The organism is Mycobacterium marseillense (assembly GCF_010731675.1).
GTDB lineage: Bacteria > Actinomycetota > Actinomycetes > Mycobacteriales > Mycobacteriaceae > Mycobacterium > Mycobacterium marseillense.
Genome location: NZ_AP022584.1, coordinates 1,007,485 through 1,027,409, shown reverse-complemented (window position 1 = coordinate 1,027,409; position 19,925 = coordinate 1,007,485). Strand labels below are relative to the sequence as shown.

The 19,925-nt window shown below is 67.9% G+C and carries 18 protein-coding genes and 2 riboswitches; of the genes, 16 read left to right on the top strand and 2 right to left on the bottom strand.

Annotation, left to right across the window (positions count from 1 at the left end; all coding sequences use genetic code 11):
• Positions 1 to 50 precede the first annotated feature (50 nt).
• Positions 51 to 728 (top strand): Rv1815 family serine proteinase, encoded by a 678-nt coding sequence (locus tag G6N26_RS04645; RefSeq protein ID WP_067171917.1) that lies wholly within the window; start codon positions 51 to 53, stop codon positions 726 to 728.
• A gap of 10 nt (positions 729 to 738) precedes the next feature.
• Here G6N26_RS04645 and G6N26_RS04640 read toward each other — a convergent pair whose 3' ends face one another.
• The gene (locus tag G6N26_RS04640) at positions 739 to 1,185 is read right to left on the bottom strand and encodes a nitroreductase/quinone reductase family protein (RefSeq protein ID WP_083019662.1); all 447 of its coding nucleotides are present in this window, start codon (positions 1,183 to 1,185) and stop codon (positions 739 to 741) included.
• Positions 1,186 to 1,308: 123 nt separating this feature from the next.
• Between G6N26_RS04640 and G6N26_RS04635 the strand changes: the two genes are divergently transcribed.
• The 3 genes from G6N26_RS04635 to G6N26_RS04625 all read left to right on the top strand — a co-directional run bounded on the left by G6N26_RS04635 (position 1,309) and on the right by G6N26_RS04625 (position 4,171).
• Positions 1,309 to 1,992: a TetR/AcrR family transcriptional regulator gene (locus G6N26_RS04635; protein WP_194164298.1), complete on the top strand. Its 684-nt coding sequence runs from the start codon at positions 1,309 to 1,311 to the stop codon at positions 1,990 to 1,992.
• Positions 1,993 to 2,124: 132 nt separating this feature from the next.
• Positions 2,125 to 2,628, top strand: a complete 504-nt coding sequence (locus tag G6N26_RS04630; protein ID WP_083019660.1) for a VOC family protein — start codon at positions 2,125 to 2,127, stop codon at positions 2,626 to 2,628.
• A gap of 49 nt (positions 2,629 to 2,677) precedes the next feature.
• Positions 2,678 to 4,171: an FAD-binding protein gene (locus tag G6N26_RS04625; protein WP_083019658.1), complete on the top strand. Its 1,494-nt coding sequence runs from the start codon at positions 2,678 to 2,680 to the stop codon at positions 4,169 to 4,171.
• 59 nt (positions 4,172 to 4,230) lie between these two features.
• On the opposite strand, the gene G6N26_RS04620 is transcribed toward G6N26_RS04625, so the two are convergent.
• Positions 4,231 to 6,150 (bottom strand): ABC transporter ATP-binding protein/permease, encoded by a 1,920-nt coding sequence (locus G6N26_RS04620; protein WP_083019656.1) that lies wholly within the window; start codon positions 6,148 to 6,150, stop codon positions 4,231 to 4,233.
• Positions 6,151 to 6,220: 70 nt separating this feature from the next.
• On the opposite strand from G6N26_RS04620, the gene G6N26_RS04615 reads away from it, so the two are divergent.
• The 12 genes from G6N26_RS04615 (at position 6,221) to gcvP (ending at position 19,906) form a co-directional block, all read left to right on the top strand.
• Entirely contained in the window at positions 6,221 to 7,870 is a 1,650-nt protein-coding gene (locus G6N26_RS04615; protein WP_083019654.1) for an acetolactate synthase, read from the top strand.
• Between the two features lie 95 nt (positions 7,871 to 7,965).
• Positions 7,966 to 10,290 carry an accessory Sec system translocase SecA2 gene (gene secA2 / locus G6N26_RS04610; RefSeq protein ID WP_083019652.1) on the top strand — a complete coding sequence of 775 codons (2,325 nt, stop codon included), beginning with the start codon at positions 7,966 to 7,968 and terminating at the stop codon, positions 10,288 to 10,290.
• A gap of 198 nt (positions 10,291 to 10,488) precedes the next feature.
• On the top strand, positions 10,489 to 11,118 hold the full coding sequence (locus G6N26_RS04605) for a CDP-alcohol phosphatidyltransferase family protein (RefSeq protein ID WP_083019650.1): 630 nt from the start codon (positions 10,489 to 10,491) through the stop codon (positions 11,116 to 11,118).
• A complete protein-coding gene (locus G6N26_RS04600; RefSeq protein ID WP_067168339.1) occupies positions 11,111 to 12,037 on the top strand; it encodes a DUF881 domain-containing protein in 927 nt (308 codons plus the stop codon). The genes G6N26_RS04605 and G6N26_RS04600 overlap by 8 nt, the downstream gene beginning before the upstream one ends.
• Before the next feature lie 49 nt (positions 12,038 to 12,086).
• Positions 12,087 to 12,419 carry a small basic family protein gene (locus G6N26_RS04595; RefSeq protein WP_007170008.1) on the top strand — a complete coding sequence of 111 codons (333 nt, stop codon included), beginning with the start codon at positions 12,087 to 12,089 and terminating at the stop codon, positions 12,417 to 12,419.
• A 24-nt stretch (positions 12,420 to 12,443) separates the two neighbouring features.
• The gene (locus G6N26_RS04590; protein ID WP_067168340.1) at positions 12,444 to 13,301 is read left to right on the top strand and encodes a DUF881 domain-containing protein; all 858 of its coding nucleotides are present in this window, start codon (positions 12,444 to 12,446) and stop codon (positions 13,299 to 13,301) included.
• 27 nt (positions 13,302 to 13,328) lie between these two features.
• Entirely contained in the window at positions 13,329 to 13,727 is a 399-nt protein-coding gene (gcvH, locus tag G6N26_RS04585; RefSeq protein WP_067168341.1) for a glycine cleavage system protein GcvH, read from the top strand.
• Between the two features lie 237 nt (positions 13,728 to 13,964).
• Complete coding sequence (gene garA / locus G6N26_RS04580) at positions 13,965 to 14,438, top strand: glycogen accumulation regulator GarA (RefSeq protein WP_014382626.1); 474 nt, start codon at positions 13,965 to 13,967, stop codon at positions 14,436 to 14,438.
• Positions 14,438 to 15,187 (top strand): transcriptional regulator FtsR, encoded by a 750-nt coding sequence (gene ftsR / locus G6N26_RS04575; RefSeq protein ID WP_067168342.1) that lies wholly within the window; start codon positions 14,438 to 14,440, stop codon positions 15,185 to 15,187. The genes garA and ftsR overlap by 1 nt, the downstream gene beginning before the upstream one ends.
• A 111-nt stretch (positions 15,188 to 15,298) precedes the next feature.
• On the top strand, positions 15,299 to 15,793 hold the full coding sequence (locus G6N26_RS04570) for a bifunctional nuclease family protein (RefSeq protein WP_008256980.1): 495 nt from the start codon (positions 15,299 to 15,301) through the stop codon (positions 15,791 to 15,793).
• A 257-nt stretch (positions 15,794 to 16,050) separates the two neighbouring features.
• Entirely contained in the window at positions 16,051 to 16,680 is a 630-nt protein-coding gene (locus G6N26_RS04565; RefSeq protein WP_067168343.1) for a MerR family transcriptional regulator, read from the top strand.
• A 108-nt stretch (positions 16,681 to 16,788) separates the two neighbouring features.
• Positions 16,789 to 16,886, top strand: a riboswitch (glycine riboswitch).
• A 3-nt stretch (positions 16,887 to 16,889) separates the two neighbouring features.
• A riboswitch (glycine riboswitch) is annotated at positions 16,890 to 17,010 on the top strand.
• A 55-nt stretch (positions 17,011 to 17,065) separates the two neighbouring features.
• Entirely contained in the window at positions 17,066 to 19,906 is a 2,841-nt protein-coding gene (gene gcvP, locus G6N26_RS04560) for an aminomethyl-transferring glycine dehydrogenase (protein WP_083019648.1), read from the top strand.
• The last annotated feature ends 19 nt before the right edge of the window (positions 19,907 to 19,925 follow it).

Sequence of the window (19,925 nt, the reverse complement as noted above, 5' to 3'; positions counted from 1 at the left end):
ACGCCGTAACCTCGACCTCCCGTCGGTATCCGCCCGATGGATCGGAGTTCATGGTGCATCGCCTGGCAACCCGCGCATTCGCCGCGTCGGTTACTGTCGCCGCGCTCGCCTCCTCGCTGCCCGCTGCGCCCGCAAAGGCCGACGTCCTGGTGTATCCGGGCATGGAGATCCGCCAGGACAACCGCGTCTGCACGTTGGGGTATGTCGACCCCAGCCTGAAGATCGCCTTCACCGCGGGCCACTGCCGGGGCGGGGGCGGAGTGGTCACGGACCGGGGCGGGACCGTCATCGGCCGCCTGGCCGCATTCCGGGACAACACCCCCAGCGGGACGACGGTGTCCACGAGCCAGGTGATCAGCGACTACGAGGCGATCGTGCTGGACAACGACGTCACGGCGAACAACGTCCTGCCGGGCGGTCGTCCGCTGGTCTCCGACCCCGCGCCGGCACTGACGCCCGGTCAGCCGATCTGCCATTACGGCGTGATCACCGGCGAAACCTGCGGCACGGTGCAGAGCGTGAACAACGGCTGGTTCACCATGACCAACGGCGTGCAGAGCCACAACGGGGATTCCGGCGGGCCGGTGTATCTGGCGCCCAATGGCGGCCCGGGACAGTTGGTCGGCATCTTCAACAGCGTCTGGGGGGACTATCCCGCGGCGGTGTCGTGGCGGGCCACGTCGGAGGAGGTTCGCCAAGACCTCGGGGTGCGAGACAACGTCCGGTAGGCGGGTCCTGTCAGCTCGACTTGGTCAGCGCGAACACCGGAATCGTGGGCGCCGCGGCGCGCAACTGCTCGTCGCTACTGTCCGGTGTCAGCCCGGCGACGTAATCCTTGACCTGCCAGTACCACCGCCCCAGGTAACGCCTCAGCAGTTCGGGCTTGACCGTGTCGTCGACCTCGCTGGCCCGAACACGTTGCCGGCGCCAGCGCGGGCCCAGCTCGACGACAGCCGCGGCCCGGACGTTGCGGGCCCACTGGGTATTGCCGCGCGGTGAGACCAGGTAGTCCACGCCGTCCACGCGCAGGAGGTTGATCACGACCGCGCGCTGCTTGCCGGTCTTGCGGCCGCGAACGCGTAACGCGCGGGTCCCGGCGATGCTGATCCCGGCGTCGGCAAGCCAGCGGATCGCGACGTTGGCCGCGCGAGCGGCCCGGTTCGGCTCCTCATAACGCGTGGACATGGCGGGTCCTCTCGGCGAATTTTCGTCGGATCTTTAGAGAGCGGCGCTCTCTCTTCCGTTGAAGCTGCCACAACCCGGCCCGGAAATCAAGAGCAGTGTTCTCGGTTGTGTCAGACTGACCGCGTGGGCAAACGCCGGGAGTCACGCGAGCAGATCGAGGCGCGCATCATCGAACTCGGTCGCCGCCAGCTCGTCGAGCGCGGCGCGGGCGGATTATCGGTGCGCGCGATAGCCCGTGACCTGGGCATGGTGTCCTCGGCGGTGTACCGCTACGTCTCCAGCCGCGACGAGCTGCTCACCCTGCTGCTGGTCGACGCCTATTCCGACCTGGCCGACACCGTCGAATGCGCCCGCGAAACCGTGGGGGAACTGTGGAGCGACGACGTCATCGCCATCGCGCGGGCGACCCGGCGGTGGGCCGTCGCGCACCCGGCGTGCTGGGCACTGCTGTACGGCAGCCCGGTCCCGGGATATCACGCACCCCCGGAGCGCACGATCGCCGTCGGCACCCGGGTCGTCGCCGCGCTGTTCGACGCCGTCGCGGCCGGAATAGCGACCGGGGACATCCGGCTGACCAATGATCTTGCGCCACAACCGATGTCGTCGGACTTCGAACGGATCCGGCACGAATTCGGCTTCCCCGGCGATGATCAGGTGCTTACCAAGTGCTTCTTGCTATGGGCCGGTGTGCTCGGTGCGATCAGCCTCGAGGTGTTCGGGCAATACGGCGCGGACACCCTCACCGACCCGGAAGCGATCTTCGACACCCAGGTCCGGCTGCTGGTGGACGTGCTGAGCCAACACTGATGCCGCGAGGGTCATCGACGATGCGGAATTAGAACGTGTTCACCCCGGGATTTCTGGCGCGGAAGGGCTCGGCACGGCAAAGTCGTTCGGCCCCTTTCTGGCCGCCCGGCGGCTGGACTATTCTGCGAGGCGATGACGCTTCCCGTTGAATCCCCGACGCAGATCGCCTGGGTTACCGCCGACCTCGACGCCACAGAAACGGCGCTCACCGGCTTGTTAGGCGTGCGGGAGTGGGTGCGCATTCCCGACGTGCACTTTGCTCCGGACGCCTGCAGCTACCATGGCGCGCCCGCCGATTTCGTCGCCAGCATCTCCCTGAGCTACCTCGGCGACATGCAGCTAGAGCTGATCCAACCGGTGCGCGGCGAGAACATCTATAGTGACTTTTTGCGCGAGTGCGGTCCGGGTTTGCACCACGTCTGCATGGAGGCCGAAAGCCCCGAGCAATTCGACGCGGCGTTGGTTCAGGCCGCTGAGCGAGGTGCCGCGGTCGTGCAGCAGGGCGTGATGCCGGGCGGAATCCAGTTCGCCTACGTCGCGGCGCCGCAGGCGGGTGTGCCGTTCGTGGAGTTCGCGTACGTCACGCCCGAAATGAGGGCGTTTTACGACTACATCAAACAAAAGCAGCACCAATGAGCAGCGCCGGCGACGATGCAGAGCGCAGCGATGAGGAGGAGTGGCGCCAATGAGCACCGAGATCCCGGCAACCCTCAGTGCCAACGACGTGACGTCGTGGTCCGACGAGGTCGACGTGTTGGTGATCGGCTTCGGCATCGCCGGCGGCTGCGCCGCGGTCAGCGCGGCGGCCGAGGGTGCGCAGGTGCTGATACTCGAACGGGCGGCCGCAGCAGGCGGCACCACTTCGCTTGCGGGAGGCCACTTTTACCTCGGCGGCGGGACCGCGGTGCAGCAGGCCACCGGTCAGGACGACTCCGCCGAGGAGATGTACAAGTACCTCGTCGAGGTGTCGCGTGAGCCCGAACTCGACAAGATCCGCGCCTACTGCGACGGCAGCGTCGAGCATTTCAACTGGCTGGAAGACTTGGGTTTTCAGTTCGAGCGCAGCTACTACCCGGGCAAAGTGGTCGTGCCGCCGGGCACCGAGGGCCTCAGCTACACGGGCAACGAAAAAGTCTGGCCCTTCTGCGAGCGGGCCAAGCCCGCGCCGCGCGGGCACTCCGTGCCGGTCCCCGGCGAGCTGGGCGGCGCGGCCATGGTCATCGACCTCCTGGTGAAACGCGCCGACGCGCTGGGCGTGCAGACCCGCTACGAGACGGGGGCGACCAACCTCGTCCTGGACGACGACGGCGCCGTGGTCGGCGTCGCCTGGAAGCACTTCACCGAGACGGGGGCCATCAAGGCCAAGGCCGTCATCATCGCGGCCGGTGGGTTCGCGATGAATACGGAGATGGTTGCCGAGCACACTCCCGCCTTGGGTCAGCCAAGGCGCACCAAGCATCACGGCCTGGCGGCGCCCTACATCCTGGGCAACCCCAACGACGATGGCCTGTCCATCCGGATGGGGGTCTCGGCGGGCGGGGCCACCAAGAACATGGACGAGTTGTTCATCACCGCGGCGGCCTATCCGCCCGAGGTCCTGCTGACCGGCATCATCGTCAACAAGGAGGGCAAGCGCTTCGTCACCGAGGACTCCTACCATTCGCGCACTTCGGCGTTCGTGCTCGAGCAGCCCGAGCAGACCGCATACCTGATCGTCGACGAGGCACACACCGAGATGCCGGCGATGCCGCTGATCCGGTTCCTCGACGGTTACGAGACGATCGCGGAAATGGAAACCGCGCTCGGCATCCCGGCCGGCAACCTCGCGGCCACGCTGGACCGCTACAACGAGTTCGCCGCCGCCGGTGAGGATCCCGATTTCCACAAGCAGCCGGAATTCCTCGCGCCGCAGGACAATGGCCCGTGGGCGGTGTTCGATTTGTCGCTCGGGCGCGCGATGTACTCGGGGTTCACGATCGGCGGCCTCGCGGTGACAGTCGATGGCGAGGTGCAACGGGCCGACGGCACCGTGGTGCCCGGCCTGTACGCCGCCGGCGCCTGCGCGTCCAACCTCGCCCAGGACGGCAAGGGTTACGCCAGCGGAACGCAGCTGGGTGAGGGCTCATTCTTCGGGCGCCGCGCCGGAGCGCACGCGGCCCGCAGGTCCGCGGGAGCGTAGGCGCGCAACCACCCAGCGCTGGAGCGCACGCGGCCCGCAGGTCCGCGGGAGCGTAGGCGTTAGACCTTTGCGGGTTCCTTTTCGACCGGACCCAGCTGCCACGCGCCACCGCCGAGCAGGTGCAGCTGCTGCTCGTGGTGCTGCTCGACGGCGGGCCGATGGCTCACGCTGACCATCACGCACTCCGGCAACTCCGCCCGAACCAATTGGTACAGCGCGTATTCCAGGCCAACGTCCAGCGCGGAGGTCGCCTCGTCGAGGAAGACCGCCTTCGGTCGGGTCAGCAGGACGCGCGCAAACGCGACGCGCTGCTGCTCGCCGGGAGAGAGCACTTTGGCCCAGTCCTCGTCCTCGTCCAACCGACTGATGAGCGGCGCCAGAACCACCTTGTTGAGCACGTCGCGCAGTTGGTCATCGGAGACGCCGTCCGGCGAATTCGGGTAACACACCACGGTGCGCAACGTACCGAGCGGCACATACGGCAGCTGCGACAAGAACATCGTCTCGTTGTCGCCATCAGGACGGCACAGCGTCCCCGAGGCGTACGGCCACAATTCGGCCAGGCTGCGCAGCAGCGTCGTCTTGCCGGCTCCCGAGCGTCCGGTGATCACCAGGCTGTCGCCCACATCGAGCTGGATGTCCAGCGAGTCGACCAGCTGGTCGCCCTCCGGCGTGCGCACCTCGATGCCGCGTAGCTCCACCGCGGTCTCCTCGCTGGGCTTTACCAAAATAGTGGGCAGCGCGCGACCCTTGTCATTGGCGTCGACGAGGCCGTGCAACCGGATAATCGCCGCCCGGAAGGCCGCGAACGCGTCATAGTTGTTGCGGAAGAACGACAGTGAGTCGTTGATGTTGCCGAAAGCCTGCGCGGTCTGGGTGACGTCGCCGAAGGCGATCTCCCCGGCGAACAGGCGCGGCGCCTGAATCGCCAACGGCAGCGGAATGATGGTCTGCGTCGCCGACCAGTTCCATCCGTTGAAGATAATGGTCCGGCGCACGAACCTGCGGTAGTTGTCGATGATCGGCGTGAAGCGCCGCCACAGTTGGGTGCGTTCGACGCGCTCGCCGCGGTAGAAGCCCACTGCCTCCGCGGCGTCGCGCAGCCGCACCAGGGCGTAACGGAACGCGGCGTTGAGTTTCTCGTTGTTGAAGCTCAGCCAAATCAGCGGGCGCCCAAGCCAAATCGCGACCACCGTCACGATCAAGACATAGACCAGGACGGTCCAGAACATCGCACGCGGCACGTTCACACCGAAGAGATCGAAGTTCCCGGACAAATTCCACAGGATCGCGGCGAACGAGATCACCGATGCCACCGCGTTGACGGCACCGAACAGCAGGGTGCTGGTCGTCCCGTTGGACGGAATGTTCGGGGTGCCGCCCACTCCCGCGGTGAAGATGTCGACATCCTGCTGGATGCGCTGGTCGGGGTTGTCAATGGTGTTGTCGATGAACAGATCCCGGTAATACGCCCGACCCGCGAGCCAGTCGTCCGTGAGATGGCCCGTCAGCCACATCCGCCAGGCGATGATGAAGCGCTGCGTCAGGTAGATGTCGAGGATCACCCGGGCGATGAAGATGGCCGCCAGCAGGATGAAAATCCCGAGCGAGACCCAAAAGTTGTGGATCCCGGACTGTTTGACCGCGTCGTTATCCGTGGCAAGCCCCTTTAGTGCCACCTGCAGGGCCGTGTACATGTCGTTGCTCTGATAGCTGAACAGCACGTTGAGCCGGACCGAGAAGAGCACCAAGAGCAGCAGCACACCGAGCCCCAGCCACGCCTTGACGCTGGTCGGCCCGACGAAGTAGCCGCGCGTGATCCGCCAGAATTGGCGGCCCCACGGGGTCAGATACCTGGCCGCGACCAGCGCGGCCAGCAGACAGACGGCACCGATAACCCACGCGATGGCGAGCCATTGGAGGGAATCCTGAAATGCCGACGACCAATCGATGGACGGTTTGAACAGCTTCGAGTCCAATTTCGGCGTCTCCTTCTGCGGTCGGCACTTCCCCGCAAGCTACCCGAGCGGTTCTCGATAGGCTGCGCAGATGAGCGCCGATCCGTCCAGCCAGACCGTACATGCCGGCCGACTCGTCGCGCGCCGGCTCAAAGCCAGCGGAATCGACACCGTCTTCACGCTGTCCGGCGGTCACCTGTTCTCGATCTACGACGGCTGCCGCGACGAGGGTATCCGGCTGATCGACACCCGCCACGAACAGACCGCGACCTTCGCCGCCGAGGGCTGGTCGAAGGTGACCCGGCTGCCGGGCGTGGCGGCGCTGACCGCGGGGCCGGGCATCACCAATGGGATGAGCGCGATGGCGGCGGCGCAGCAGAACCAGTCGCCGCTGGTGGTGCTGGGTGGGCGGGCCCCTGCGCAGCGCTGGGGCATGGGCTCGCTGCAGGAGATCGACCATGTGCCATTTGTGGCGCCCCTGGCCCGTTTCGCCGCCACCGCACAGTCGGCGGACGACGCCGGTCGGTTGGTCGATGACGCGCTGCGCGCCGCGGTCGGTGCGCCGTCCGGCGTGGGATTCGTCGACTTCCCGATGGACCACGTGTTCTCCATGGCGGACAACCTCGATGTGTTGGGGCGCCCCGGGGCCCTCGTCGACGTGCCGCCCGGGCCCCCACCCGATGACCAGTCGGTGGCCCGTGCCGCCGCTCTGCTGTCCGCGGCGAAGCGACCGGTGATCATGGCCGGCACCAACGTGTGGTGGGGGCACGGGGAAGCCGCGCTGCTGCGCCTGGCCGAGGAACTCCAGATCCCGGTGCTGATGAACGGGATGGCCCGCGGCGCGGTCCCGGCCGATCATCCGCTGGCGTTCTCCCGGGTTCGCGGAAAAGCGTTGGGGGAGGCCGACGTTGCGTTGGTCGTCGGCGTGCCGATGGATTTCCGGCTGGGCTTCGGTGGGGTGTTCGGGCGAGAGACCCAACTCGTGGTGGTCGACCGTGCCCAACCTGAGCGCCGCCATCCGCGGCCGGTGCAGGCCGAGCTCTACGGCGACCTGCTGACGATCCTGGCGGCGCTGGCCACCGCCGGCGGCACCGGGCACCGGGAGTGGATCGAGGAACTCCGGACGGCCGAGACCGCGGCGCGCGCCAAGGAGAACGCCGAGCTCGCCGACGACCGCGTCCCCCTGCACCCCATGCGGGTGTACGCGGAGTTGGCGCCCATGCTGGATCGCGACGCCATCGTCGTCATCGACGCCGGCGACTTCGGGTCCTATGCCGGCCGGGTGATCGACAGCTACCTGCCGGGATGCTGGCTGGACAGTGGCCCGTTCGGCTGCCTGGGGTCGGGCCCGGGCTACGCCCTGGCCGCCAAGCTGGCCCACCCGGATCGGCAGGTGGTCCTGTTGCAGGGTGACGGCGCGTTCGGCTTCAGCGGGATGGAGTGGGACACCCTGGTTCGCCACAACGTGCCCGTCGTCTCCGTGGTCGGCAACAACGGAATCTGGGGTTTGGAAAAACACCCCATGGAAGCGCTGTACGGCTATTCGGTGGTGGCCGAGCTGCGCCCCGGGACCCGCTACGACGAGGTGGCGCGCGCCCTGGGCGCCCACGGCGAGCTGGTGGGCGCGCCCGGCGAGCTGCGGCCCGCCCTGGAGCGGGCCTTCGCCAGCGGCCTGCCCGCCGTGGTCAACGTACTCACCGACCCGAACATCGCCTATCCACGCCGATCCAACCTCGCGTGACGGTCGCCAGCGTGCGCGGTTGCACGCCGCTTCTGGGCGTGTTGCGGACAAACACGCACGCTCGCGGCCGCTAAGGGGTCACGTACCGTTGACCTGTGCCTAAGACCACCCGCGCTCAACCCGGCCGGCTGAGCAGCCGCTTTTGGAAGCTGCTCGGCGCCAGTACCGAAAAGGACCGCAGCCGCTCTCTCACCCAGGTCAACGACTCGTCGGAATACAACGACGAGGCGGCCGGTCTGACCGACGAGCAACTGCGCAAGGCGACCGGGCTGCTCAACCTCGAGGACCTCGCGGACTCCGAGGACATTCCGCAGTTCCTCGCCATCGCCCGGGAGGCCGCCGAGCGGGCCAGTGGGTTGCGGCCGTTCGACGTTCAGCTGCTGGGCGCGCTGCGCATGCTGGCCGGCGACGTGATCGAGATGGCCACCGGTGAGGGCAAAACCCTGGCCGGCGCGATCGCCGCCGCCGGGTACGCGATCGCCGGGCGGCACGTGCACGTCGTGACGATCAACGACTATCTGGCCCGTCGTGACGCCGAATGGATGGGTCCGCTGATCGAAGCCATGGGGCTGACGGTCGGCTGGATCACCGCCGAGTCGTCCAGCGAGGAGCGCCGGGCCGCCTACGGCTGCGACGTCACCTACGCCTCGGTCAACGAGATCGGCTTCGACGTGCTGCGGGATCAGCTGGTGACCGATGTCGACGACCTGGTGTCGCCCAACCCCGACGTGGCCCTCATCGACGAGGCCGACTCGGTGCTGGTCGACGAGGCGCTAGTGCCGCTGGTGCTGGCGGGTACCACCCATCGGGAGACCCCGCGACTCGAAATCATCAAGCTCGTCGGGGAACTCAACGCCGACGCCGATTTCGACACGGACTCAGACAGTCGCAACGTCCACCTGACCGAGGCCGGCGCGCGCAAGGTCGAAAAGGCGCTCGGCGGCATCGATCTGTACTCCGAGGAGCACGTCGGCACCACGCTGACCGAGGTCAACGTCGCGCTGCACGCGCACGTGCTGCTGCAACGCGACGTGCATTACATCGTGCGCGACGACGCGGTGCACCTGATCAATTCCTCACGCGGGCGCATCGCGCAACTGCAGCGCTGGCCCGACGGGCTGCAGGCCGCCGTCGAGGCCAAGGAGGGCATCGAGACCACCGAGACCGGCGAGGTGCTCGACACCATCACCGTGCAGGCGCTGATCAACCGCTACGCCACCGTGTGCGGCATGACCGGCACCGCGCTGGCCGCCGGGGAGCAGCTGCGCCAGTTCTACAAGCTCGGTGTGTCGCCAATTCCGCCGAACAAGCCCAACATTCGCGAAGACGAGTCCGACCGGGTCTACATCACGGGTGCGGCCAAGAACGACGCGATCGTCGCGCACATCGCCGACGTGAACGAGACCGGGCAGCCGGTGCTGGTCGGCACCCGCGATGTCGCCGAGTCCGAGGACCTGCACGAACGACTAGTCCGCCGCGGTGTGCCCGCGGTCGTGCTGAACGCGAAAAACGACGCCGAGGAAGCCCAGGTGATCGCCGAGGCAGGCAAGTTCGGCGTGGTCACCGTGTCGACGCAGATGGCCGGGCGCGGTACCGACATCCGGCTCGGGGGCTCCGACGAGGCCGACCACGACCGCGTCGCCAAGCTGGGCGGGCTGCACGTGGTGGGCACCGGCCGGCACCACACCGAGCGGCTGGACAACCAGCTGCGCGGGCGCGCCGGGCGGCAGGGCGACCCCGGGTCGTCGGTGTTCTTCTCCAGCTGGGAGGACGACGTCGTAGCGGCCAACCTGGACCACAACAAGTTGCCGATGGAAACCGACGAGGACGGCCGGATCGTCAGCCCCAAGGCAGCCGGGCTGCTCGACCATGCCCAGCGGGTCGCCGAGGGCCGCATGCTCGACGTGCACGCGAACACCTGGCGCTACAACCAGTTGATCGCCCAGCAGCGCGCCATCATCGTCGATCGACGGGATACGTTGCTGCGCACCGCGACCGCGCGAGAGGAACTCGCCGAGCTGGCGCCGAAGCGCTACGAGGAACTGGCCGAGGAGATCTCCGAAGAACGCCTCGAAACGATCTGCCGGCAGATCATGCTCTATCACCTCGACCGCGGCTGGGCCGACCATCTGGCGTACCTCGCCGATATCCGCGAGAGCATCCACTTGCGGGCGCTGGGCCGGCAGAATCCGCTGGACGAGTTTCACCGGTTGGCGGTGGACGCGTTCGCCTCGCTGGCCGCCGACGCCATCGAGGCCGCCCAGCAGACCTTCGAGACCGCGAACGTCGTCGAGGAGGAGCCGGGCCTCGACCTGTCCAAGCTGGCGCGGCCGACGTCGACGTGGACGTACATGGTCAACGACAACCCGCTGTCGGATGACACGCTGTCCACCCTGAGCCTGCCCGGCGTCTTCCGCTGAGCGAGCTGGTCGCCGAGTGCGCGGGCCGCCGCACACTCGAGTTCGACTGCGCGGCCAGCCGCACGTTCGGCCGCGGTTAAGCCCGCCTCCTCAGCGGTCCGCGCTGCGGACCGCATCGTCACCGGGCTGGCCCGATTGCCCGCCTCCTCAGCGGTCCGCGCTGCGGACCGCATCGTCACCGGGCTAAGGTCACGGCTCATGGAGCCGGTGCTTCCGCCCAACCGGGTGCTGACGGTCCCGAACGCGCTCAGCGCTATCCGCCTGGCGCTCATTCCGGCGTTCATCTATGCCTTGCTGGTCTCGCACGCCCACGGGTGGGCGGTGGCGATCTTGATGTTCAGTGGCGCCTCGGACTGGGCCGACGGAAAGATCGCGCGACTGCTCAATCAGTCCTCGCGGCTGGGTGTGCTGCTCGACCCGGCCGTCGACCGCCTCTACATGCTCGCCATTCCGGTCGTGATGGCGTTCAGCGGGATCGTGCCGTGGTGGTTCGTCGCCATCCTGCTGGCCCGCGACGGCCTGCTGGCCGCGACGCTCCCGCTGCTGTGGAGCCGCGGGCTCTCCGCGCTGCCGGTGACCTACATCGGGAAGGCCGCGACGTTCGCCCTCATGTCGGGCTTCCCGCTGGTGCTGCTGGGCACCTGGGACGCGCTGTGGAGCCGGGTGGTGGGCGCCTGCGGGTGGGGCTTCCTGATCTGGGGTCTGTATGGCTACCTGTGGGCGTTCGTGCAGTACGCGGTGCAGATGACGCTGGTGCTGCGGCGCATGCCCAAGGTGGATCGGGGTTCGCGCCCGCCGGCGGCGGCGAAGGTGACCGACCATGGCTGACGCGGATCGCCTGCTCGGCGGGTACGACCCCAACGCCGGCCACAGCGCGCACGTGGCGGCGCGGCCACCCCAGATTCCGGTGCCCTCGCTGCTGCGCGCGCTGCTGTCCGAGCACCTGGACCCCGGCTACGCCGCGGCGACGGCCAAGCGAGCCGCCACCGAGGGCCCGCGTGGCGGACGCCACCGCGCGTTCGGCTGGCTCTGGCAGGCGTTGGCGGCGCTGCTGATCGCCACGGTCTTCGCCGCCGCGGTCGCGCAGGCCCGTTCGGTCGCCCCCGGGGTGCGCGACGCCCAGCAACTGCTGTTGGGCAACGTGCGCGCGACGGAGGGCTCCGCGACCAAGTTGGCCCAGCGGCGCAACCAGCTCTCCACGCGGCTCGACGACGTGCAGCGCCACGCGCTGGCCGACGACGCCGAGGGGCAGCGGCTGCTCAAACGCCTCGACGCGCTCAGCCTGGCGGCCGCCAGCACGGCGGTCATCGGTCCCGGCCTGAAACTGACCGTGACGGATCCGGGCGCCGGCCCGAACCTTTCCGACGTGTCCAAGCAGCGGGTCAGCGGCAGCAGACAGATCATCCTCGACCGCGACCTGCAGCTGGTGGTCAACTCGTTGTGGGCCAGCGGCGCCGAGGCGATCTCGGTCGGCGGCGTGCGCATCGGACCCAACGTGACCATCCGGCAGGCCGGCGGCGCGATCCTCGTCGACAACACCCCGACCAGCAGTCCCTACACGATCCTGGCGATCGGACCGCCGCGGTCGATGCGCGACGTCTTCGACAACAGCCCGGGGCTGCAGCGGCTGAGGCTGTTGGAGATTTCCTACGGCGTGGTGGTTACGGTGGATGTCGCCGACGGTCTTTCGCTGCCTGCCGGATCCGTCCGGGATGTCAAGTTCGCCAAGCAGATTGGGCCACAGTGAGAAAAGTCCCGAACAGACAACTTCGCCTGTGCGAGACGGGAAACCCCGCATGATCGGTATCGCGGCGCTGGCGATCGGCATCGTGCTGGGCCTGGTTTTTCACCCCGCGGTGCCCGAGGTCGTGCAGCCCTATCTGCCGATCGCGGTGGTCGCGGCCCTCGATGCCGTATTCGGTGGGCTGCGTGCCTATCTGGAACGGATCTTCGATCCGAAGGTCTTCGTGATCTCGTTCGTGTTCAACGTCTTCGTGGCCGCGCTCATCGTCTACGTCGGCGATCAACTGGGCGTGGGCACCCAGTTGTCCACGGCCATCATCGTCGTGCTGGGTATCCGCATCTTCGGCAACGCCGCGGCCTTGCGCCGGCGGCTGTTCGGGGCGTGACACCATGACCGGATTGAGCTCAGCGTGAACCGGGATCCCGCGGACCACGACGCCGGCCAAAGTGCTGGCGAGCCAACGCGGCCCGCGCACCCGGACGCCGACGCGACACCGGATCAGGGCGCGCCGCGCGGACGTCACGAACTGCGCGGGAAGCCCGCCCGTACCGGACTGTCCGGCATGCTGCGCGGCGGTCGATCCCGGCTCGGTTTCGGCACGTTGGCCGTCCTGCTGTGTCTGCTCCTGGGCATCGCGATCGTCACCCAGGTCCGCCAGACCGAGTCGGGCGACTCGCTGGACACGGCCCGCCCCGCCGACCTATTGGTGCTGCTGGATTCGTTGCGGCAGCGCGAAGGCACACTTCGCGGCGAGGTCAACGAGCTGGAGAACACGCTGAATTCGCTGCAGGCGTCCGGCAACAACGACCAGGCCGCCATCCAGTCCGCTCAATCCAGGCTGGCGGCGCTGTCGATCCTGGTCGGCGCCGTGGGCGCCACCGGGCCCGGCGTCACCGTCACGATCGAGGACCCCGGGCCGGGGGTGTCTCCCGAGGCGATGCTCGACGTGCTCAACGAGCTGCGTGCCGCCGGGGCCGAGGCGATCGAAGTCAACGATGCGCACCAGTCCGTGCGGGTGGGCGTCGACACCTGGGTCGCGGGCATGCCCGGGTCGCTGACCATCGATTCCAAAACGCTGTCGCCCGCGTATTCGATTCTGGCGATTGGTGATCCGCCCACCCTGGCCGCGGCGATGAACATTCCCGGTGGCGCACAGGACACGGTCAAGCGGGTCGGCGCGCGGATGTCCGTCCAGCAGGCCGACCGGGTGGACGTGACCACCTTGCGGCAACCAAAACCGCACCAATACGCTCAGCCCGTCAAGTGAGCAATTTCCGAACAGACAGGATCACTCGTGAGCGATATCCCGCCCGATCTGCACTACACGGCCGAACACGAGTGGGTTCGTCGAAGTGGTGATGACACCGTGCGGGTGGGCATCACCGACTTTGCGCAGTCGGCCCTGGGTGATGTCGTTTTCGTGCAATTGCCCGACGTGGGCGCCGAGCTGACCGCGGGTGAATCCTTCGGCGAGGTCGAATCCACGAAATCGGTGTCGGATTTGTACGCCCCGGTGTCGGGCAAAGTGTCGGCCGTCAACACCGATCTCGACGGCAGCCCGCAGCTGGTCAACTCCGATCCGTACGGGGCCGGCTGGTTGCTGGATGTGCAGGTATCCGACGTCGCCGAAGCGGAGTCTGCCATTTCCTCGTTGCTCGACGCGGAGGCCTACCGCGGAACGCTGACCGAATGACGATTGCTAATGTCCCTGCAGCCCCGCACGGCGAGGCGAACGGTGCAGCCGGCACATGGGGGACCGAAATTTCGGATCGTCAGGTGGTGGGCGCATTCCAGGCAGGTGCGCGGTACCGTCGACAGATCTACCTTTTGAAGACCGGCAAACCGGGCAACAAGACCTGGTGCGGAAGCCGGCCGGGCGGCCCGGACAGACAACGCCACAGCGGCCAGTGAGGAGCAGCGCGTGACGGACATGGACTCAGGAAGTCAGCAAGACCAGAATTCGGACGAAGTCACGGTAGAGACGACCTCTGTCTTTCGTGCCGACTTCCTCAACGAGCTCGACGCACCCGCGCAAGCGGGCACGGAAAGCGCGGTATCCGGGGTCGAAGGACTCCCGGCGGGTTCGGCGTTGCTGGTCGTCAAACGGGGTCCCAACGCGGGATCGCGGTTCCTGCTCGACCAGCCCACCACGTCGGCCGGCCGGCATCCCGACAGCGACATCTTCCTCGACGACGTGACCGTCAGCCGCCGCCACGCCGAATTCAGGTTGGAAAACAACGAATTCAGCGTTGTCGACGTTGGTAGTCTCAACGGCACTTACGTCAACCGGGAGCCCGTGGATTCCGCGGTCCTTGCCAACGGCGACGAAGTGCAGATCGGCAAGTTCCGCTTGGTGTTTCTGACCGGACCCAAGCAGGGTGAGGATGGAGGATCTTCAGGCTAGTGAGCGCACCCGATAGCTCGGCACTGGCCGGGATGTCGATCGGGACGGTCCTGGAATTGTTGAGGCCGGACTTCCCCGATGTCACCATCTCCAAGATTCGCTTCTTGGAGGCCGAGGGGCTGGTGACGCCGCAACGGGCTGCGTCGGGTTACCGAAGGTTCACCGCGTACGACTGCGCGCGGTTGCGCTTCATCCTTACCGCGCAGCGCGATCACTACCTGCCGCTGAAGGTCATCCGGGCGCAATTGGACGCCCAGCCCGACGGCGAGCTGCCACCCGTTAAGGGTCCGTATTCCGTCCCGCGCCTGGTGTCGGTGGCGGGCACCGGGGAGGCCGGGGACGACGCGCGTTCCGACACGTCGGCGGTGGCGCCCACGCACGTCCGGCTGAGCCGCGAAGAGCTGCTGGCGCGTGCGGGCGTGGACGACGAGCTGCTGACCTCCTTGCTCAAGGCCGGCGTCATCACCACCGGACCCGCGGGCTTCTTCGACGAGCACGCCGTCGTCATCCTGCAATGCGCGCGGGCGCTGTCGGACTACGGCGTCGAGCCGCGGCATCTGCGCGCATTCCGGTCGGCCGCCGATCGGCAGTCGGACTTGATCGCCCAAATCGCCGGGCCGGTAGTCAAAGCCGGCAAGGCCGGCGCGCGCGATCGCGCCGACGATTTGGCGCGTGAAGTTGCGGCACTGGCCATCACGTTGCACACGTCGTTGATCAAATCCGCCGTTCGCGACGTTCTGGATCGCTGAGGACTAGACTTCGGTCGACAGCTTGGTTGCGGCGGTCGGGCGAATTTTTGACCACGCCGTCGCTGGAAATACCAATCCAACCGGCGCCACGAATGCGGAGGACAGACACAAATGGGTGAGGTTCGTGTTGTCGGCATTCGCGTAGAGCAGCCACAAAACCAGCCGGTGTTGTTGCTGCGCGAAACCGACGGTGACCGTTACCTGCCGATCTGGATCGGCCAGTCGGAGGCTGCCGCCATCGCCCTCGAACAGCAGGGCGTCGAGCCGCCTCGTCCGCTGACGCACGATTTGATCAGGGATGTCATTGCCGCGCTTGGGCATTCGCTGAAAGAGGTGCGGATCGTCGATCTGCAGGAGGGCACTTTCTACGCCGACCTGGTGTTCGACCGCAACATCACCGTGTCGGCGCGCCCCTCGGATTCGGTGGCGATAGCGCTGCGCGTCGGCGTTCCGATCTACGTCGAGGAGCCCGTGCTGGCCCAGGCCGGGCTGCTGATCCCCGACGAGACCGACGAAGAGGGTGGCACCGCCGTCCGCGAGGACGAGGTGGAGAAGTTCAAGGAATTTCTCGACAGCGTGTCTCCCGACGATTTCAAAGCCACGTAGCGGGCGCGGCGGGCCGGTGGCGCTCGACTAGCCTGGTGGGGACATCACGGATGCGTCTCAACTGGCAACGTGATGTCGACACGCTGGCGGATAGCCCGCCCAGTTGGCCCCGAGGCGGCCATACTTTGATCACGACTTCAGGCGCGGCGGCTATCGGAAAGCGTAAGCTCACTAGCACTCGGGCCTGAGCAGACGTGGCTGCGGTGCAGCCAAAGACGCAGCTAACGACGAGAGCGCGATCGCGGAGAGGAACCACCGTGAGCGAGCAGCCACGCCAAGAGCAGCTCAACCTAGCTGAGCAGGGAACCGACGCGAGTAGCGACCGCAGCATCACCGCGGCCAGCCCCCCCGTGCAGCCCGGCCTATTCCCGGACGACTCCGTACCCGACGAACTGGTCGGCTACCGCGGTCCCAGCGCATGCCAGATCGCCGGCATCACCTACCGGCAGCTCGATTACTGGGCGCGTACCTCGCTGGTGGTCCCGTCGATCCGCAGCGCGGCGGGCTCCGGAAGCCAGCGGCTCTACTCGTTCAAAGACATCCTGGTTCTCAAGATCGTCAAGCGGTTGCTCGACACCGGCATCTCACTGCACAACATTCGCGTCGCGGTCGACCACCTGCGCCAGCGCGGTGTCCAGGATCTGGCCAACATCACCCTGTTCTCCGACGGCACCACCGTCTACGAGTGCACGTCGGCCGAAGAGGTCGTCGACCTGCTCCAAGGTGGGCAGGGCGTGTTCGGCATCGCCGTGTCCGGCGCCATGCGCGAGCTGACCGGCGTCATCGCGGACTTCCCGGGCGAGCGGGCCGACGGCGGCGAGTCGATCGCCGAGCCGGAGGACGAGCTGGCGTCCCGGCGCAAGCACCGCGACCGCAAGATCGGCTAGTTTTCGCCGCGCGAGGGTGCGCGAAATGCCGCGTCTCACCGCGCGCCGACGTACAGACACGCACGCTCGTCGGGGGATTCGGACGGCCGAGTAAACTGGGCCGCGCATCGTATTCGAGCGGGAGAGTTCCGTGACGGCCAGTCACGGACGCCGAAGGAGCAACACCTCTCCGTCAACCTCTCAGGCACCCGGACCGCGCGAAACAATGATGCCTCTGGAAAGCGGTGGAGACCCTGCGGGTCGACACCCGCCGATGGGGAAAGGCGCCCGGGAGCAGCATCCGGCGCCGAATCTCTCAGGCGCCCGGCGAAGGGTGAAGACAGAGGGAGAGGGCCGTTCGTCCTCTGCCTCGATCTGTCGTTGCCCGCCTACTCAGGAGTTTCCAGTGCCCGATCAATCCACGTTCGCAGCCCGGCACATCGGCCCGGACAGCCAGGCCGTCGCGGCCATGCTCGCGGTCATCGGTGTCGACTCCCTCGAACAGCTGGCGTCCAAGGCGGTCCCGGCGGGCATCCTGGATCGGCTCACCGACAGCGGCGCCGCGCCGGGCCTCGACCGGCTGCCGGCGCCCGCCAGTGAAACCGAGGCGCTGACCGAGTTGCGGGCGTTGGCCGAGGCCAACACCGTGGCCGTGTCGATGATCGGTCAGGGCTACTACGACACGCTCACGCCGCCGGTGTTGCTGCGCAACATCCTGGAGAACCCGGCCTGGTACACGGCGTACACGCCGTACCAGCCGGAGATCAGCCAGGGCCGGCTCGAGGCGCTGCTGAATTTCCAGACGATGGTGGCCGACCTGACCGGCCTCGAGGTCGCCAACGCCTCGATGCTCGACGAGGGGACCGCCGCCGCCGAGGCCATGACGCTGATGCACCGATCCGCGACGCGTCGCGCGTCGCAGGGCAGCGCCAACCGGCTCGCCGTCGACGCCGACGTGTTCGCCCAGACCGCGGCCATCCTGGCCACCCGGGCCCAGCCGCTGGGCATCGAGATCGTCACCGCCGACCTGCGGGAGGGCCTGCCCGACGGCGACTTCTTCGGCGTGATCGCGCAGCTGCCCGGCGCCAGCGGCCGGGTCACCGACTGGACACCCGTGGTCCAGCAGGCGCACGACCGGGGCGCGCTGATCGCCGTCGGCGCCGACCTGCTCGCCTGCACGCTGATCACCCCGCCCGGTGAGATCGGCGCCGATGTCGCCTTCGGCACCACCCAAAGGTTCGGTGTGCCAATGGGATTCGGTGGCCCGCACGCCGGCTACCTGGCCGTGCACGCCAACCACGCGCGCCAACTGCCCGGCCGGCTGGTGGGGGTGTCGCTGGACGCCGACGGCAACCCGGCCTACCGGCTGGCGCTGCAGACCCGCGAGCAGCACATCCGCCGCGACAAGGCGACCAGCAACATCTGCACCGCGCAGGTGCTGCTGGCGGTGATGGCCGCGATGTACGCCAGCTACCACGGCGCCGAGGGGCTGACCGCGATCGCGCGCCGCGTGCACGGTCACGCCGAGGCGATCGCCGCGGGGCTCGGCTCGGCCCTGGTGCACGACAAGTACTTCGACACGGTGCTGGCGCGGGTGTCCGGGCGCGCCGCCGAGGTGATCGCCGCGGCCAAGGCCAAGGGAATCAACCTGTGGCGGGTCGACGACGACCACGTGTCGGTGGCCTGCGACGAGGCCACCACCGACGAGCATGTCGCCGCGGTGTTGGAGGCCTTCGGCGTTCCGGCCGCCGAACCCGTGTGTGCGGGGATCGTCAACCGCACGTCGGAGTTCTTGACCCATCCCGCCTTCACCCAGTACCGCACCGAGACGGCGATGATGCGCTACCTGCGCACGCTGGCGGACAAGGATATCGCCTTGGACCGCAGCATGATTCCGCTCGGCTCGTGCACGATGAAGCTCAACGCCGCGGCCGAGATGGAACCGATCACCTGGCCGGAATTCGCCCGCCAGCATCCGTTCGCGCCGGCCTCCGACACCCCGGGCCTGCGGCGCCTGATCGCCGACCTGGAGACGTGGCTGGTGCACATCACCGGCTATGACGCCGTCTCGCTGCAACCCAACGCCGGGTCGCAGGGCGAGTACGCCGGCCTGCTTGCCATCCACGACTACCACGCCAGCCGCGGCGAACCGCACCGCGATATCTGCCTCATCCCGTCCAGCGCGCACGGCACCAACGCGGCGTCCGCGGCGCTGGCCGGGATGCGGGTGGTCGTGGTGGGCTGCCACGACAACGGCGACGTCGACCTCGACGACCTGCGCGCGAAGGTCGGTGAACACGGGGAGCGGCTGTCGACCCTGATGATCACCTACCCGTCCACCCATGGCGTCTACGAGCACGACATCGCCGACATCTGCGCGGCCGTGCACGACGCGGGGGGCCAGGTCTACGTCGACGGCGCCAACCTCAACGCGCTGGTCGGCTTGGCGCGGCCGGGGAAGTTCGGCGGCGACGTCAGCCACCTGAACCTGCACAAGACGTTCTGCATTCCGCACGGGGGCGGCGGCCCGGGCGTCGGGCCGGTGGCGGTGCGTTCGCATCTGGCGCCGTTCCTGCCCGGACACCCGCATGCCCCCGAGCTGCCCCAGGGGCGTCCGGTGTCCTCGGCGCCGTACGGGTCCGCCTCGATCCTGCCGATCAGCTGGGCCTACATCCGGATGATGGGCGCAGAGGGTCTGCGCGCGGCGTCACTGACCGCGATCACGTCCGCCAACTACATCGCCCGTCGCCTCGACGAGTACTTCCCCGTGCTTTACACCGGCGAGAACGGCATGGTGGCCCACGAGTGCATCCTGGACCTCCGCGGCATCACCAAGGCCACCGGCGTGACCGTGGACGACGTCGCAAAACGCTTGGCGGACTACGGCTTTCACGCCCCCACGATGAGCTTCCCGGTGGCGGGCACGCTGATGGTGGAACCCACCGAGAGCGAGACCCTGACCGAAGTCGACGCCTTCTGCGAGGCCATGATCGCCATTCGCGGCGAGATCGACAAAGTGGGCGCGGGGCAGTGGCCGGTGGATGACAACCCGCTGCGGGGCGCCCCGCACACGGCCGAATGCCTGGTGATCGGCGCGTGGGACCACCCGTACAGCCGCGAAGAGGCCGCCTATCCGCTGGGCAAGGATTTCCGGCCCAAGGTGTGGCCGCCGGTGCGTCGCATCGACGGCGCCTACGGCGACCGCAACCTGGTCTGCTCGTGCCCGCCCGTGGAGGCCTTCGCCTGACGATCGGGTTGATGCGGGA

Coding starts and splice junctions, on each gene's coding strand:
- G6N26_RS04645 (WP_067171917.1), top strand. CDS start 51: ATGGTGCATCGCCTGGCAACCCGCGCATTCGCCGCGTCGGTTACTGTC.
- G6N26_RS04640 (WP_083019662.1), bottom strand. CDS start 1,185: ATGTCCACGCGTTATGAGGAGCCGAACCGGGCCGCTCGCGCGGCCAAC.
- G6N26_RS04630 (WP_083019660.1), top strand. CDS start 2,125: ATGACGCTTCCCGTTGAATCCCCGACGCAGATCGCCTGGGTTACCGCC.
- G6N26_RS04625 (WP_083019658.1), top strand. CDS start 2,678: ATGAGCACCGAGATCCCGGCAACCCTCAGTGCCAACGACGTGACGTCG.
- G6N26_RS04615 (WP_083019654.1), top strand. CDS start 6,221: ATGAGCGCCGATCCGTCCAGCCAGACCGTACATGCCGGCCGACTCGTC.
- G6N26_RS04605 (WP_083019650.1), top strand. CDS start 10,489: ATGGAGCCGGTGCTTCCGCCCAACCGGGTGCTGACGGTCCCGAACGCG.
- G6N26_RS04600 (WP_067168339.1), top strand. CDS start 11,111: ATGGCTGACGCGGATCGCCTGCTCGGCGGGTACGACCCCAACGCCGGC.
- G6N26_RS04595 (WP_007170008.1), top strand. CDS start 12,087: ATGATCGGTATCGCGGCGCTGGCGATCGGCATCGTGCTGGGCCTGGTT.
- garA (WP_014382626.1), top strand. CDS start 13,965: ATGGACTCAGGAAGTCAGCAAGACCAGAATTCGGACGAAGTCACGGTA.
- G6N26_RS04570 (WP_008256980.1), top strand. CDS start 15,299: ATGGGTGAGGTTCGTGTTGTCGGCATTCGCGTAGAGCAGCCACAAAAC.